The organism is Solwaraspora sp. WMMB335, assembly GCF_049179075.1.
Taxonomy (GTDB): Bacteria; Actinomycetota; Actinomycetes; order Mycobacteriales; family Micromonosporaceae; genus Micromonospora_E.
Genome location: NZ_JBMHMF010000001.1, coordinates 3,590,119 through 3,604,509 on the forward strand (window position 1 = coordinate 3,590,119; position 14,391 = coordinate 3,604,509).

Annotated in this window: 12 protein-coding genes and 1 pseudogene; 7 read left to right on the forward strand and 6 right to left on the reverse strand. The window is 71.5% G+C overall.

Annotated elements, in window-relative coordinates; genetic code table 11:
• The first annotated feature begins 1 nt into the window (after position 1).
• Genes ACN27F_RS15570 through ACN27F_RS15585 form a run of 4 tightly spaced genes read left to right on the forward strand, consistent with a single transcriptional unit; the run spans position 2 to position 4,252 of the window.
• Complete coding sequence (locus tag ACN27F_RS15570; protein ID WP_421434252.1) at positions 2-1,933, forward strand: MFS transporter; 1,932 nt, start codon at positions 2-4, stop codon at positions 1,931-1,933.
• 6 nt (positions 1,934-1,939) lie between these two features.
• Positions 1,940-2,497 (forward strand): hypothetical protein, encoded by a 558-nt coding sequence (locus ACN27F_RS15575; protein ID WP_421434253.1) that lies wholly within the window; start codon positions 1,940-1,942, stop codon positions 2,495-2,497.
• Positions 2,494-3,627 (forward strand): M23 family metallopeptidase, encoded by a 1,134-nt coding sequence (locus tag ACN27F_RS15580; RefSeq protein WP_421434254.1) that lies wholly within the window; start codon positions 2,494-2,496, stop codon positions 3,625-3,627. The genes ACN27F_RS15575 and ACN27F_RS15580 overlap by 4 nt, the downstream gene beginning before the upstream one ends.
• Positions 3,628-3,649: 22 nt before the next feature.
• Positions 3,650-4,252 (forward strand): hypothetical protein, encoded by a 603-nt coding sequence (locus ACN27F_RS15585; RefSeq protein WP_421434255.1) that lies wholly within the window; start codon positions 3,650-3,652, stop codon positions 4,250-4,252.
• 16 nt (positions 4,253-4,268) lie between these two features.
• Here the strand turns inward: ACN27F_RS15585 and ACN27F_RS15590 are convergent, their stop codons facing one another.
• On the reverse strand, positions 4,269-4,820 hold the full coding sequence (locus ACN27F_RS15590) for a hypothetical protein (protein ID WP_421434256.1): 552 nt from the start codon (positions 4,818-4,820) through the stop codon (positions 4,269-4,271).
• Between the two features lie 217 nt (positions 4,821-5,037).
• On the opposite strand from ACN27F_RS15590, the gene ACN27F_RS15595 reads away from it, so the two are divergent.
• Positions 5,038-7,815, forward strand: coding sequence for an FtsK/SpoIIIE domain-containing protein (locus tag ACN27F_RS15595; protein WP_421434257.1), 2,778 nt, complete (start codon positions 5,038-5,040; stop codon positions 7,813-7,815).
• Complete coding sequence (locus ACN27F_RS15600) at positions 7,812-8,444, forward strand: hypothetical protein (RefSeq protein ID WP_421434258.1); 633 nt, start codon at positions 7,812-7,814, stop codon at positions 8,442-8,444. The genes ACN27F_RS15595 and ACN27F_RS15600 overlap by 4 nt, the downstream gene beginning before the upstream one ends.
• Before the next feature lie 40 nt (positions 8,445-8,484).
• On the opposite strand, the gene folE is transcribed toward ACN27F_RS15600, so the two are convergent.
• The 4 genes from folE to ACN27F_RS15620 form a co-directional block, all read right to left on the reverse strand.
• A complete protein-coding gene (gene folE / locus ACN27F_RS15605) occupies positions 8,485-9,117 on the reverse strand; it encodes a GTP cyclohydrolase I FolE (protein WP_421440231.1) in 633 nt (210 codons plus the stop codon).
• Positions 9,118-9,170: 53 nt separating this feature from the next.
• Positions 9,171-11,192 carry an ATP-dependent zinc metalloprotease FtsH gene (gene ftsH, locus ACN27F_RS15610; RefSeq protein WP_421434259.1) on the reverse strand — a complete coding sequence of 674 codons (2,022 nt, stop codon included), beginning with the start codon at positions 11,190-11,192 and terminating at the stop codon, positions 9,171-9,173.
• Positions 11,193-11,472: 280 nt separating this feature from the next.
• Positions 11,473-12,051 carry a hypoxanthine phosphoribosyltransferase gene (hpt, locus tag ACN27F_RS15615; RefSeq protein WP_421434260.1) on the reverse strand — a complete coding sequence of 193 codons (579 nt, stop codon included), beginning with the start codon at positions 12,049-12,051 and terminating at the stop codon, positions 11,473-11,475.
• 34 nt (positions 12,052-12,085) lie between these two features.
• On the reverse strand, positions 12,086-12,265 hold the full coding sequence (locus ACN27F_RS15620; protein ID WP_421434261.1) for a hypothetical protein: 180 nt from the start codon (positions 12,263-12,265) through the stop codon (positions 12,086-12,088).
• 102 nt (positions 12,266-12,367) lie between these two features.
• On the opposite strand from ACN27F_RS15620, the gene ACN27F_RS15625 reads away from it, so the two are divergent.
• On the forward strand, positions 12,368-13,417 hold the full coding sequence (locus ACN27F_RS15625; RefSeq protein ID WP_421434262.1) for a GlxA family transcriptional regulator: 1,050 nt from the start codon (positions 12,368-12,370) through the stop codon (positions 13,415-13,417).
• Here ACN27F_RS15625 and tilS read toward each other — a convergent pair.
• A pseudogene (tilS, locus tag ACN27F_RS15630) lies at positions 13,417-14,388 on the reverse strand (tRNA lysidine(34) synthetase TilS); the annotation flags it as partial. The gene ACN27F_RS15625 and the pseudogene tilS sit on opposite strands and share 1 nt — an antisense overlap.
• Positions 14,389-14,391 lie beyond the last annotated feature (3 nt).

Below are 14,391 nucleotides of genomic sequence, written 5' to 3' on the forward strand. Positions count from 1 at the left end.
CATGGTGAGGGCCGCGACCCGGTGCACCGCACTCCTGATCGCCGTCCTGATCGCCGCCGTGGCGAGCATCTCCTGGCCGGCCCTTGGCGCCGCCGCGCCGGCTTACGCCGCCCCGGTGGGTCCGCTGCCCGCTCAGGCACCGGCGGACCTCTGTTCGGTGGAGGAGTGGCAGGCCGACCTGCGGGGTTGTCTGGACAAGTTGCAGGACGTCAGCTCGGCGCGGGCGCAGTGCCTGGACCCGCCCGCGCCCAGCGCACCCGACTCCGGCTTCGGCGGCTGGTTCGCCACCCAGCCGCAACAGGCCGAGGGTGTCAGTGGCTTCTACACCAACTACGGGTACGCGGGCTACCGGTTCCCGACCTACGACCTCGACGGCGGCTGCGCGTCCGGGGTGACGAACGTCGACGTCGGAGCGTTCACCGGGGTCGCGAACTTCGAGATGATGGTGGCCACCGCGATCATCGGCGCGTCGAACGCGATCCGGGAGCGGGCCTGGGATCCGGGCACCATGTACGCCTGGGCCGACCCGCTGGTCGAGCAGGCCACCACCGCCATCTACGAGAAGGTCTTCACCGTCTTCGGGTTGATCACCCTGTGTGTGGTCGGCCTCTACCTGATCTGGCGGTCGCGTCAGTCCGACATGAGCAACATGATCACGACGGCCGGCTGGGCGATCCTGATCATGGTGGTGGTGACCGCGATCGCCGCCTGGCCGGTCCGGTCGGCCAACCTCGCCGACGGCGCGCTGATCAGCACCCTCGGCGTGGTGCACGAGGCGGTCGGACCACGGGCCGTCGAGATCCCCGCCGACGAGTGCCTCGATCCGGACCCCGAGCGCTGCGCCGACCTTCGCCCGCCGGCGGTGCGCGCCAGCGACACGACCACCTCGGCGATGCTCTACCGCAACTGGCTACGCGGGGTGCTCGGCTCGGCGGACAGCCCGACCGCCGAGAAGTACGGTTTCGCCCTCTACAACGCCCAGGCCTTCACCTGGTCGGAGATCGAGGAGATCCGGACCGATCCACAGGCGCGGGACATCATCATCAACCAGAAGAACCAGCAGTGGATGCGGGTCGCCGAGCAGATCCGCACCGAGGATCCGGAGGCCTACGAGCATCTGCAGGGCATCCGGGAGATGGACCGGGTGGGCACCGGACTGATCGCGATCTTCGCGGCGGTCATGTTCGCCATGTTCGACCTGGCCGCGTCCGTGCTCGTCCTGCTCGGGTTCCTGCTGTTCCGGTGGGCCGTGGTGGCCGCCCCGATCCTCGGTACCATCGGCCTGCTGCGCCCGGCCGGGGCCGGCATGCGGCGGCTGGGCAACGCGGTGGTGGCGGCGGTGTTCAACATCGCGATCTTCGGCACCGGTGCCGCGGTCTACCTCTTCGCCGTCGACCTGATCATGAGTACGCCGACCCTGCCCGGGTGGCTGCAGGTGGTGTTGATCTGGCTCTGCGGGATGGTCGGCTGGCTGTTGCTGCGCCCGTACCGGCGGATCACCGACCTCGGCGGCCGGGACGCGGACCGTGGCGGCGGCAGTTCCTGGCATCTGCGCTACTTCCGGGAGACGCGGGAGACCCGCGAACCGGAACAGACCGTGGTGGTCAAGTCAAAGGACAGCCAGGACAAGTCGACCACCCGGCAGACCGTACGGCCGGAGGCCCGGCTGGAGGATCCGAGCCACGACAAGCCGGCCGGCGGGTCCGACAGCACGGCGAAGCCGGCACGGGAGCGACCGGACGGACGCGAGTCGGCGCCGGAACCGGCACCGGAGCCCGCGTCCACCCAGCCCCGGGCGCGGCCACGTCACAGCCCGGAGTGGACGCCACCGGACGTGCCGGCCGAGGAGCAGCGGTACGCGGTCTACCGACCCGACAGCGCACGGGAACCCAGCGCGCCGCCGAAGCCCCGGATCCGCAGCGAAGCCCGGTGACGACGGATGCGCACACTTTTCTCCGTCGTCGCGGCAGCGGCCCGCCTCGTCTTCCGGTCCCGGATCGGGCTCGCCGCGCTGCTGCTCGTGGTCGTGGTGAGCGTGGTCGGGGTCGGCCGGGTGGTCGGCGTGTCCGGCCCGTCCGCCCGGGCACCGCTGGGCGATCCCGGGCCGCAGCCCGCGCTCACCATCGACCCCACCGCCGGTGACGACGGCATCCAGTCGGTGGCGCCGCCGCCGGACCCGGTCGTCAGTGCCGGCGGTGACGATCCGCAGGCGGTCGCCCAGGCGTTCGCCGGCGCCTGGATCCAGCGTCGACTCAGCGCCGGGCAGTGGCACGCGGGCCTGGTGCCGTACGCCACCGAGGAACTCGCCGCCAAACTCGACGGCGTCGACCCGCTCGACGTGCCGGCCGAGCGGATCACCGGCGATCCTGAGCTGATTCCGTACGCGACGAACCTGGTCGAGGTGGTGATCGAGGTGGACTCGGGCAAGCTACGACTGCGGCTCACCGGCCCGGACGGTCGTTGGCTGGTCGACGGCGTCGACTGGGAACGCGGATGAGCGCCGGCACGGACACCAGCGTCCGTACCCGCGCGGCCCGGCATCTCGCCCTCACCCTCGCGTTGACCGCGACCCTGGTGCTGCTGTGCTGCACCGGCGGCATCGGTGCGGTGCTGTTCAGCGACGACGACTCGGACAGCGTGCTGTTCACCTCCTTCGGCTGCGGACAGGACGGTCCCGTCGACCTGTCCGACGGGATGCCGTCGATCGGCCCGTACGGTCCCGACCAGATCGCGAACGCCGCGGTGATCATCAACGTGGGTGTCGACATGTCGGTACCGCCGCGCGGCTGGGTGGTCGCGGTGGCCACCGCGATGCAGGAGTCGGCTCTGCGGAACCTGCCGCATCTCGGCGAGCGCAACGACCACGACTCGGTCGGGCTGTTTCAGCAGCGCCCGAGCCAGGGCTGGGGCACTCCGGAGCAGTTGCAGGATCCGGCGTACTCGTCGCGCAAGTTCTACCAGAAGATGCTCACCGTCGACGGCTGGGAAACCATGACGCTGACCGACACCGCGCAGCGGGTCCAGGTCAGCGCCTTCCCGGACGCGTACGCCAAGCACGAACCGCTGGCCACGCAGATCGTCAACGCGCTCACCGGTGGGGCGGCCCGGGCGGTCCTCGGGGCGGACGGACTGCGCTGCGCCGCCGGCGCCGAGATCGCCGCCTCGGGTTGGACCCGACCGGTGCCCGGCAATGTCGGCTCGGGCTTTCGCACCAGCAGTCGCCCCGGCCACAACGGCGTCGACATCGCCCAGCCGAAGGGCACGCTGATCCGCTCGGCCGCCGCCGGCCGGGTGATCGTCTCCCGGTGCGACCCGGACCACAACGGCCGGCTCAACTGCAACGTGGACGGATCGCCGAGCACCGGCGGCTGCGGCTGGTTCGTCGACATCCTGCACGCCGACCAGGTGATCACGAGATACTGTCACATGGTGAGTCGGCCGGACGTCGGCGAAGGCGACCTGGTGGACGCCGGGCAGGTGATCGGCAAGGTGGGTTCCAGCGGCAACTCCTCCGGACCGCACCTGCACTACGAGGTGCATCTGCGGGGCGACCGCAGCAGCCGTGGTGCCGTCGATCCGGTGGCCTTCATGCGCGATCGCGGGGCGCCGCTGGGTGAGCGCGGCTAGCTGGACCGGAGCGGGGGTGTCGATGAGCCGAGAGCCGATGCCGGATCCCTTCGCCGATCAACCGGACTGGGCACCCCGGCCGCCCCGGCCGCTGGTGCCCACGCCGGCGACCACCGAGCGGGAGCTCCGCGGTCGGCGGGTGCTTATCGGGCTGACCGGTATCGGGTGGCGTGGCGATCTGCGCTGCGACGAGAAGGTCGTGCAGGGCAGTCGTACCTACATCCCGGTGTTGCCGGAACAGGAGTGGTACCGGGCGGAAGCGGAGCAGGTCGAGGTCTTCGCCCCGCTGGTGCCGGCCGACCGGGTCTGGGTGGAACGTCCGGACGACACGCTGGCCGCGCCGGCGCGCACCGACGTACTGTCCCGGCTGGTCTCGTTGGACGCGCCAGCGGCGCGGTTCCCGGTCCCGGTGGTCGACGCGGGGCCGTTGACCGGCCGCCGCCTGGTGCACATGGACGGCGGCCAGGAGCGCCGTGATCTGCGGGCGGTCACCGAGTTGCACACCGGGGCGGACGGCGACATCGCGGTCCGGGCGGCACCCGAGTTGGCCTGGTACCGCTGGGTCTGGACCGGGCACCTGCCGGAGACGACCGAGCTACCGGTGCACCTGGTATGGGTGGAATAGTCGCCCAGGCGCGCTGTCAGTCGAGTTGCTCGGCGGAACAGACCCGCCAACCGCCCTGATCGACCGTCTGGAAGCGCCACTGATCGGCGATCTCGAACATCCCGCTGCCGGTCGTCGCGGTCTGGCGCACGGTCGCGGTGACCACGGCGGCCGCCGGCGACTCGGATTGCACCTCGACCGCGTGGATTCGCACGACGACCACCGTGTTGTTGCGTTCCTCGTACGCGACGATGCGTTCGCGCACCTCCTGGATCGCCGACAGGTCCGGCTCCGCACAGGTGTACGCCGCGGCCCTGACATCGTCCCGGTCGTCCAGCGAGGCGATCAGGTAGTTGCGCACGGCCGTGCCGGGCGTACCGCGGTCGGGGGCGGTGACATTGGCGTAGAGGACGAAGACGACTCCGGCACCGCCGAGGCAGAGCAGTGCGAGAGTGCCGGTGATCAGGACGAGCGCGAGCCGCAACCGGCGTCCGGGCGGGACGACCGGCGGCGTGGCGGAGCCGGGGGCGCCCCGCTGCCGGGGCACCCGCAACCGGCGTACGGGGATGGCCGGTCGGGTCTGCTCCACTTCTCGACAGTATCCGGCCGCAACATGAGACTGAATAGCCGAGTCGAGTCCTCATTGGTCATATATCCGGCGAATCGGCCCGATGAGTAATGATCAATCGTGAAACAACGGTTGCGTGGCACCGACGGAGCGGGCACTGGGATACCGTCTCAGGTCTGACGGACGAGGCACCCGGGGCGGGCCGGCCCTCACGGCACGTGCGGCGAGGATGGTCGACATGAACGCGGAGCTGGACCGGGCGACCGTGCTGCACCGGTCCGCAGCCGCCGCCCTGGCTGCGCTCGACGGACCGAAGCCGGGCACCACCGCGCCCGGTGCCGGCCAGATCGGTGCCGGCCCGGCTGGCACCGCCCAACACGAGATCGCCGAGGAACTGCGTGTGCTGGCCGCGCGGCTGGCCCCGGGCTGGCTCGGCGCCCCGCTGGACGTGCAGACACCCGCGATGCCGTTGGGCGGCGTGGACCGCGGTGGACACCTGCGTATCGGCGTCGCCCAGCCGCTGGACGACGCCCGGTTTCCGGTTGTGGTCCCGTTCCTGGGCAGTGCCCACCTCGCCGTCGACGGCGACGCCCGCGACCGTCGGGTCGCCGGGCTACTCCGGGCCGTGCTGCTCCGCCTGCTCGCCGCCGTGCCGCAACGGCAGTTGACGGTACGCACGGTGGACGGCATCAGCACCAGCCGGGCCGGGGTGTTCGCCCCGTTCCGACCGCTGGTCGAGGCGGGCCTGCTCCGTCCGACGGCGACCGATCGGGCCGGCTTGCGTGCCGCGCTGGCCGAGGCCGAGCAGTGGCTGCGTCCGGCCCGGCCGGCGGTGGCCCGGCACCGTCGGCACGGTCGGCTGCTGCTGCTGGTGGTGGCCTCGCTGCCCGAGCTGACCGACGGTGCCGATCTCGACCGGCTCGACCGGCTGGCGCAGGTAGGCCCGGAACACGGGCTGCATCTGGTGGTCGCCGGGTGGCCGCCGCCGCCGGTCGACCCGGAGCTTGCCCGGGCCGACCTGCCGCGCAGCACCACCATCCGACTACGTAACCCGTACGTGCTGGTCGGTGACCCACCCGGGGAATCGTTCCGGGATCCGTTGGCCGGCGGGGCTGGTCCGGTACGGAACAGTGACTCGGCCGGTGCGAGGGGCCCGGCCGGTGCGAGGGGCCCGGCCGGTGGGCTGAACTCACCGGTCTACCTGGACGACGACCCACCGGGCCACCTGGTCGAGCAGGTCTGCGCCGAACTCACGGCCCAGGCCGACCCGGGTGCCCGGCCGTCGCTGGCTGAGCTGCTGCCCGATCCGGCCGTCGACCACTGGTCCGGACCGAGCGCCGAGCCGGCGGCGGACGGCCTGGTCACCGGTGCGGGTTTCGATGATCAGACGCCGGTGCTGCTGCGGTTCAACGAGATCACCCCGCACTGGATCGTGGCCGGGCGACCCGGTGCCGGCCTGGACGAGTTCGTCACCAACGTGCTGTACGGCCTGGCTCTGCGGTACCGGCCGGCAGAGCTGGCCGTGCACCTGGTGGACCTGTCCGCCGGATCGTCGTTCACCACCGTGCTGCCCGGCCCGCATGATCCGTCCTGGCTACCGCAGCTGGTGTCCGTCGGGGTCGAGGCCGACCCGGAGTACGGTGTCGCCGTGCTGCGTCATCTCGCCGTCCAGGCGGAACGCCGGGCTTGGCAGGCCGACCGCACCGGGACCAACAAGTTCGCCGACCTCGCGACCGCCACTGGCATGCCCCGGATCGTCTGTGTGATCAAGGAGCCGGCCGCACTGCTCGACCCTGCCGGGCCGGTCGCCGCCGAGGGTCTCGATCTGCTGGAGAAGGTTGCCCGAGCCGGTCGTGCCCACGGCATCCACCTGCTGCTGGCCGACTCCGGGGCGGAGGCAGGCACCGCTGGTCGGGGTCTCGTCGGCGGCCCGTGGCGGGAGTCGGTGCTCAGCCAGTTCCCGGTCCGGGTCGCGTTGGCCGGTGGCGACTGGGTACTGGAGCCGAGCAACGACGCGGCCGCCGGCCTGCCGTTGGGCACCGCGGTGATCAACACGGCCGGCGGGCTCGGCGGACCACGCGGGGCGACCCGTGGTCACGAGCGGTCGGTCAGATTCCCGGACCCGTCTGTCGAGGCGGGCAAGCTCGCCGCCGTACGCCGGCAGTTGTGGTCCCGCGGCCCGGCGCCCGCCGTCGCACCGCAGCTCTTCGTCGGGTACGAACGACCGGATCTGGACGCCGATCCGGCGCATCGACGGGCGCTCGCCGACCCGGCCGATCCGCCGGCCTGTCTGCTCGGCCGGGCCGTGGACCTGCCGGCCCGCCCCGCCGAGTTCCGTTTCGAGCGGAGCCCCGGCCGGCACCTGGCCATCTTCGGCACCGACCGGACCGGTCCGGACCTGCTCGCCACGGCGGTGGTCAGCGTCGCGGCTCAGCATCCACCCGGCAGCGCCCGGATCCTGTTGCTCCCGCTCACCGGGCCCGATCGGCAGCTTCTGGAGCGGCTCGCCGGCCGGGTCGGTGACCGGCAGCCGGTCGACATCGTCGATTCCGATGTGGTACGCACCCTCGGCGACAGCGCCGGGCCCGCGTACCTGGTCGTCCCGGCGGCAGACGAACTCGAACCGGCGGGTCCGGTCGCGACGCGGCTGCGTAACCTGCTGGACGCTGGTCCGGGACGCGGTATCCATGTGCTCGCCTGCTGGCGGCGGGTGGAGCGGTTCGTGGCCTTCCTCGGCCCCAGCCCGGAGCTGATCGCCGGGATCGTGCTGCTCGACCTGCCGGCAACCGGGCTCGCCGCTGGGCCCGGCGCGCTGTCCTCGTGGCGTCCCCGGCCCGGACGCGGCCTGCTGTACGACGGGCAGACCGATCGGCAGACAGTCTTCGTCCCGTTTCGGGCCACCGCCACCGCGGCCGCCAGTTCCAGCCCGAGCGCCGGCACCGCTACCGTGCCCGACGCCGCTACCGTGCCCGACACCGAGGCTGACCTCGACGGCATGCGGGAGGTGCACCAATGAGCATGCCCCCGGCAGCAAGTCCGGGTGACTGGGCGGACTACGCGGCGGCCGCGCGGCGGCTGGATCGGTTACGCCGTGGCAACCCGGATCAACCGGTCCTCGCCCAGGACGAGACCGAGCTCACCGCGTTGCGGCACCGGCTGGCGCGGCAGCGGCAGCAACTGTTGGCGCTGGGCGTGCCGGCGACCGCACTCGAACCGTTGCCGGCGGAGGTAGCCGCCTGTCGGTCCACCCTTGCGGCGGACGGAGCCGGGGCGCGGCAGGCGGTCCGCGTCCAGGTGGCGTCCGCGCTCGACACCGCCGCGACCAGCCTTGCCCGCACGGCACCGGCCACCGGCGCACCGGCCGTACGCAACCTGCTGGTGTACGGACCGTTCGCGGCGATCACGCTGGTCATCCAGGTCGCGCTGTTCGTGGCCGCCGGGCAACGGGCACCGCTGGCCTACGTGCTCGGGTGTGGCCTGGTGATGCCGCTGGTCGCGTTCGGGTTGGGTTGGCTGGCGGTCGGTGTGGTCTTCGCCGGACCAGGGCAGGCGGTGCAGCGCACCCCGCTGGTCGGCGCGCTGGCCTGCGCCGCCCCGCTGCTGCTCAGCTGCGTACTGGCCATGGTGGTCGGGGTGACCCGCTGATCGACGCTCATAGGTCAGCGGGTCCAGGAGCCACTGATGATCACACAGAACTGCGGATGATCAGACTCATCGCCTCGGCGCGGGACTTCGCGTCCCGCTGGAACACACCGCGTACCGCCGAGGTGATGGTCTTCGCGCCGGCCTTCCGGATGCCGCGCATGGCCATGCACATGTGCTCGCACTCCAACACGGTCACGACGCCACGCGGCTCCAGCCGATCCATCAGCAGATCGGCTATCTGGGCGGTGAGCCGCTCCTGCACCTGCAGTCGCCGGGCGTAGACCTCGACGAGCCGGGCCAGCTTGGACAGGCCGGTGATCCGGCCGGTGCTGCCGGGGATGTAACCGATGTGGGCGACCCCGCGAAACGGCAACAGGTGGTGCTCGCAGAGCGACATCACCTCGATGTCGCGAACCAGCACCAACTCGTCGTGGTTGGCTTCGAAGGTGGTGGTGAGCACCTGCCCGGGGTCGGCACGCAAACCGGCGAGCAACTCGGCGTAGGCGCGGGCGACCCGGGCCGGGGTCTTGCGCAGGCCGTCCCGGTCCGGATCCTCCCCCACCGCGATGAGGATCTCCCGGACCGCCTGCTCGATGCGGCCGAGGTCGACGGAACGCTCGATCGGCGTGCCGTTGAGCCGACCGTCGACGAGTCGGGCGGCGAGATAGTCCAGCGCGTCATCGTCCGGCTCGGTCGATGACGCGCTGGCGGAGGACTGACGACCGTTCAGGACGTACCGTCCGAGTTGGCCGACAGGCCACCACCGCCGCCGAAGGCCGCCTGGGCACCGTCCGCGGCGGCCTGCACCTTGAGGCCCTCCTTCTCGGCCGGGGTGAGCACCGGGGGCTCGGTGGACGGCTGCCGCTTGCCGAACCCGTTGAACGGCGCCATCGGCGGTCGCTTGACCACCCGGGCACAGATTCGGGCCATGTCGGTCTGCGAGATGGTTTCCTTCTCCATCAGCTCCAGCACCATCGTGTCGAGCACGTCGCGGTACTCGACCAGGATCTCCCAGGCCTCGTCGTGGGCGAGCTCGATCAGGGCACGGACCTCGCTGTCGATCTCGGCCGCCACCGAGTCGGAGTAGTCCCGCTCGTGGCCCATGGTGCGGCCGAGGAACGGCTCGTCACCGTTGGTGCCGTACTTGACGGCACCGAGCTTGGCGCTCATGCCGTACTGGGTGACCATGGCCCGGGCCAGCGCGCTGGCCTTCTCGATGTCGTTGCCGGCACCGGTGGTCGGCTCGTGGAAGACCAGTTCCTCGGCAGCGCGCCCACCGAGGGCGTACGCCAGAGTGTCGATCATCTCGGCCCGGGTCTGGGTGTACTTGTCCTCGGTCGGCAGCACCAGGGTGTGCCCCAGCGAGCGGCCCCGGGACAGGATGGTGACCTTGTGCACCGGGGCGGCGTGCGGCAGCGCCCAGGCGACCAGGGCGTGCCCGCCCTCGTGGTAGGCGGTGATCTTCTTTTCCTTGTCGCCCATCACCCGGGTCCGCCGCTGCGGGCCGGCGACCACCCGGTCGATCGACTCCTCCAACGCCTCGTTGGTGATCGCGCGGGCGTCCTGGCGGGCGGTGAGCAGCGCCGCCTCGTTGATGACGTTGGCCAGGTCGGCACCGCTGAACCCGGGGGTACGCCGGGCCACCGCGTCCAGGTCCACGTCGGGGGCGAACGGCTTGCCACGGGCGTGCACCCGCAGGATCGCCTTGCGGCCCTCCATGTCGGGAGCGTCGACCGGGATCTGCCGGTCGAAGCGGCCGGGACGCAGCAACGCCGGGTCGAGGATGTCGGGACGGTTGGTGGCGGCGATCAGGATCACGCCGCCCTTGGTGTCGAACCCGTCCATCTCGACGAGCAGCTGGTTGAGGGTCTGTTCCCGTTCGTCGTGACCGCCGCCCATGCCGGCGCCCCGGTGACGGCCGACCGCGTCGATCTCGTCGACGAAGACGATCGCCGGTGCGTTCGCCTTGGCCTGTTCGAACAGGTCACGGACCCGGCTGGCACCGACACCGACGAACATCTCGACGAAGTCGGAGCCGGAGATCGAGTAGAACGGCACCCCGGCCTCGCCGGCCACCGCGCGGGCCAGCAGGGTCTTGCCGGTGCCGGGCGGGCCGAACAGCAGCACGCCCTTGGGGATCTTGGCGCCGAGCGCCTGGTACTTCGCCGGATTCTGCAGGAAGTCCTTGATCTCCTGCAGTTCCTCGACCGCCTCCTCGGAGCCGGCCACGTCGGCGAAGGTGGTCTTCGGGGTGTCCTTGGTGATGACCTTGGCCTTGGACTTGCCGAAGTTGAGCACCCGGGAACCGCCGCCCTGCATCTGCGACATGAACAGCAGCAGCAGGATCACCAGGATGGCGATGGGCAGCAGGTTGACCAGCAAGGTCAGGAAGATGCTGTCCGAGGAGACCTCGGCCTCGGCGGGACCGGTGATCCGACCGGCGGACTTGGCGGCCAGCACGTCGGTCCAGATCTCGCCACCGACCTCGTACGGGAACTGGGCCTCGATACGGTCGGTCTCGGTGTCGCCGAACTCTTCCGGCTCGGCGAGGTCGAGGCGGAGCGTCTGCTCCCGGTCCTGGAATATCGCCTTGTCGATACCGCCCTGTTCCAGCCGCTCCAGGGCTACCGAGGTATCCACCTTGTGGTAGCTGGGGCCGTTGGTGAAGAAGGAGCTGAGCGCTATCGCACCGATGATCACCAGGATGATCCAGACCACCGGCCGGCGGAAGAAACGCGTACGTTCCATACGTTTGTCGGGCGCCGCGGCGCCCGGACCCTCCTGATCGACTTCTGACCGTCTGGCTAGCGACTCCGAGGCGCCAACCACACGCCACGGTCATTCGAAGGTACACCGTGGTGGCGCGGCGCGCGTCCGCGAGCCGGTCGGCCCGGTGCGCCGACGCTGGACCTGCACGCCGGTGCGGCTGTCTGTCCGCACTACCCGATACCGTAGCGCTGTTTCCTGAAAGTGGCCTGTACGTCCCGCCGAGTTCCCGTCATGCGGCAGCGGCGGCAGCGACGACGGCTCACGCGCGGGCGTACACCTCGGGTTTGAGCACTCCGACGTAGGGCAGCTCGCGGTAGCGCTCGGCGAAGTCGAGGCCGTAGCCGACGACGAACTCGGTCGGGATGTCGAACCCGACGTAGCGCACCGGGACCGGCACCTTGACCGCTTCCGGCTTGCGGAACAGGGCGACCACCTCGACGCTCGCCGCGGACCGGGAGGCGAGGTACTTCAACAGCCAGGACAGGGTCAGGCCGGAGTCGATGATGTCCTCGACCACGACCACGTGCCGGCCGGCGATGTCGCGCTCCAGGTCCTTGAGGATGCGCACCACACCGGAGGAGGTGGTGCCCTGGCCGTACGAGGAGACGGCCATGAACTCCAGTTCGACGGACGGACCGTGCCGGCCGAGTGCCCGGGCGAAGTCGGCCATGAACATGACCGCGCCCTTGAGTACGCAGACCAGCAGCAGTCCGTCCGGCGTGTCGGCGTAGTCGGCGGCCACCTGCTTTGCGAGTTCCGCGGTCTTCTCGCGGATCTGTTCCTCGGAGATGATCACGTGGTCGATGTCGGCGTCGTACCAGGAGGAGCCGTCAGCCATGTCCCTAAGCCTGCCGTATCCGGCTGGCCAGCCGTCATCGGGGCTGCCGGCTGCCGTCCTGGGTGGGCTGCCAGTCGAGCGAGTCACGGCTGTCCCGGGTCAGGCCCGCCGCCGAGGCGACGGTGAGCAACACGAAGATCACTAGAACGACGAGAATTTCCATGGCGGCTGCCACCTCCACGCTGGTGCCGGTAGGTTTGCCGCCGGTGCGCACCGGGGTTCACCATCAAGTCTGCGCCGGGGTCGACACCGATGACCAGTGGCAGGTATGCCACTGGTCATCGAATTTCTGCCACCGCTACGGTAGTCTCGACGCATGATCCGTACCGTCGCCGTGATCGCGCTCGACGGAGTCGCCGCCTTCGAACTTGGCGTGGTCTGCGAGGTGTTCGGCCTGGACCGCACGGCCGACGGCTTCCCCGGCTACCGCTTCGACGTCTGCACCGTCGACGGCGGCCCGGTCCGCAGCACCTCGGGCTTCGCCCTCACACCCACCGCGGACCTCGGTCCGGCCGCCGACGCCGACCTGGTCGCGGTGCCGGCCGCGACGAACCGGCCAAGCGTGCCGCCGGCCGTGCTCGACGCGCTACGCGCCGCCCACCGGCGGGGGGCATGGATCCTCAGTGTCTGCTCCGGAGCCTTCGTGCTCGGTGCCGCCGGACTGCTCGACAACCGCGAGTGCACCACCCACTGGAAGTACGCCGAGCAACTGGCCAGCCGGCACCCGCTCGCCCGGGTGCGGTGCAACTCGCTCTACGTCGCCGACGGCAACGTGCTCACCAGCGCCGGCACCGCCGCCGGCATCGACGCCTGCCTGCACCTGGTCCGCCAGGTGCACGGATCGGCGCTGGCCACCAAGCTCGCCCGACGGATGGTGGTGCCGCCACACCGCGACGGCGGCCAGGCACAGTACATCGAGGCGCCGATCCCGCACACCCCTACCGCCGCCACCCTGGAACCGCTGCTGACCTGGATGCTCACCAACCTGGACAGCACGGTGACCGTCGACGAACTGGCCGCGCGGGCACATATGGCACCGCGGACCTTCGCCCGGCGGTTCCGGGCCGAGACCGGCACCACCCCGCACGACTGGCTGACCGGCCAGCGGGTCCTACTCGCCCGGCAACTGCTGGAAGAGACCGGACTCGGTGTCGAAGCGGTCGCGAGCCGGTGCGGATTCGGCGACGCCGCCACCATGCGACACCACTTCGGCCGGCGGGTCGGTGCCACCCCGCAGGCCTACCGCGCGACCTTCCGTGACCGGGCCGCTGGTGCGTGGTCCGGCGGTGGCCCCGCCAGCGGTGGCCCGGCGGCTGGGGTACGGGCCGCAGCCGACCGGTCGCCGGAGCCGGAGCCGGTGGGCTGAACCACGAGTTCGTCGGCACGGCGACCCACCTCGATGGCACCTGGCAGATGCACCGCCCGCTGTCCCCGCCAGCGGGTGACCAACGCGTCGAGCGCGGCGACATGCCGGTGTGACAGCGCACCGCCCGCCGCGCCGAGTTCACGCGCCCAGCGGTGCAGCGCTCGGGTTCGCACCGCTTCCGGTTGGTCGGCGAGCATGTGCACCGCCAAGCCGCCGGCACCGGTCCGGGCGCGTTCCAGCACCGCCGCGGCGAGTCTGTCGAGCGCCGCGTTGTCGGCGGCCAGCAGGGTCGCCGTACGGGCCAGGTTCTCCACCACTCCGGCACCGAGCGCGTCGGCGAGCGCCGGGAGTACGTCGGCGCGCACCCGCGCCCGGGCGTAGGCCGGATCGGTGTTGTGTGGGTCGGACCACGGGGCCAGCCCCAACGCGGTGCAGGCGACGCCGGTCTGTGCCCGGCTCACCGCCAGCAGCGGGCGCAGCAGGGTGACACCGGACAGGTCGCGGGCCGCCGGCATCCCGGACAGTCCGGCCGGGCCGGCGCCACGGGCAAGTGCCAGCAGTACGGTCTCCGCCTGGTCGTCGCGGGTGTGCCCGAGCAGCACGGCACCGGCCCGATGCCGGTGTGCCGCCTGCACCAGCGCGTCGTAGCGGGCCCGGCGCGCGGCGGCCTCCGGGCCGCCCGGACCGCTCACCCGTACGGTCGCCACCTCGACCGGCGCGAGACCAGTGGTTTCCGCCCACCGCGCGACCTGGCGCGCCTGGTCGGCGGAGCCAGCTTGCAGGCCGTGGTCCACCGTGACCAGACCCGCGGCGACCCCGCACCGGGCGGCCACGAAGTTGACCGTGGCCGCCAGGGCGAGTGAATCGGGCCCGCCGGAACAGGCCACCAGCACGAGTCGCCCGGAATAGCCGCGCAGCGCCTGCCGGACCGCGACACGCAGCCCGGCGACCGCCGGATCAAGCCTGGCCACCCG

Bases quoted from the DNA above. Each gene is read 5' to 3' on its own strand.
- ACN27F_RS15575 (WP_421434253.1), top strand. From the start codon at position 1,940: ATGCGCACACTTTTCTCCGTCGTCGCGGCAGCGGCCCGCCTCGTCTTC.
- hpt (WP_421434260.1), bottom strand. From the start codon at position 12,051: ATGGCTGACGGCTCCTCCTGGTACGACGCCGACATCGACCACGTGATC.
- ACN27F_RS15600 (WP_421434258.1), top strand. From the start codon at position 7,812: ATGAGCATGCCCCCGGCAGCAAGTCCGGGTGACTGGGCGGACTACGCG.
- ACN27F_RS15585 (WP_421434255.1), top strand. From the start codon at position 3,650: ATGAGCCGAGAGCCGATGCCGGATCCCTTCGCCGATCAACCGGACTGG.
- ACN27F_RS15625 (WP_421434262.1), top strand. From the start codon at position 12,368: ATGATCCGTACCGTCGCCGTGATCGCGCTCGACGGAGTCGCCGCCTTC.
- ACN27F_RS15580 (WP_421434254.1), top strand. From the start codon at position 2,494: ATGAGCGCCGGCACGGACACCAGCGTCCGTACCCGCGCGGCCCGGCAT.
- ACN27F_RS15570 (WP_421434252.1), top strand. From the start codon at position 2: ATGGTGAGGGCCGCGACCCGGTGCACCGCACTCCTGATCGCCGTCCTG.
- ACN27F_RS15595 (WP_421434257.1), top strand. From the start codon at position 5,038: ATGAACGCGGAGCTGGACCGGGCGACCGTGCTGCACCGGTCCGCAGCC.
- ftsH (WP_421434259.1), bottom strand. From the start codon at position 11,192: ATGGAACGTACGCGTTTCTTCCGCCGGCCGGTGGTCTGGATCATCCTG.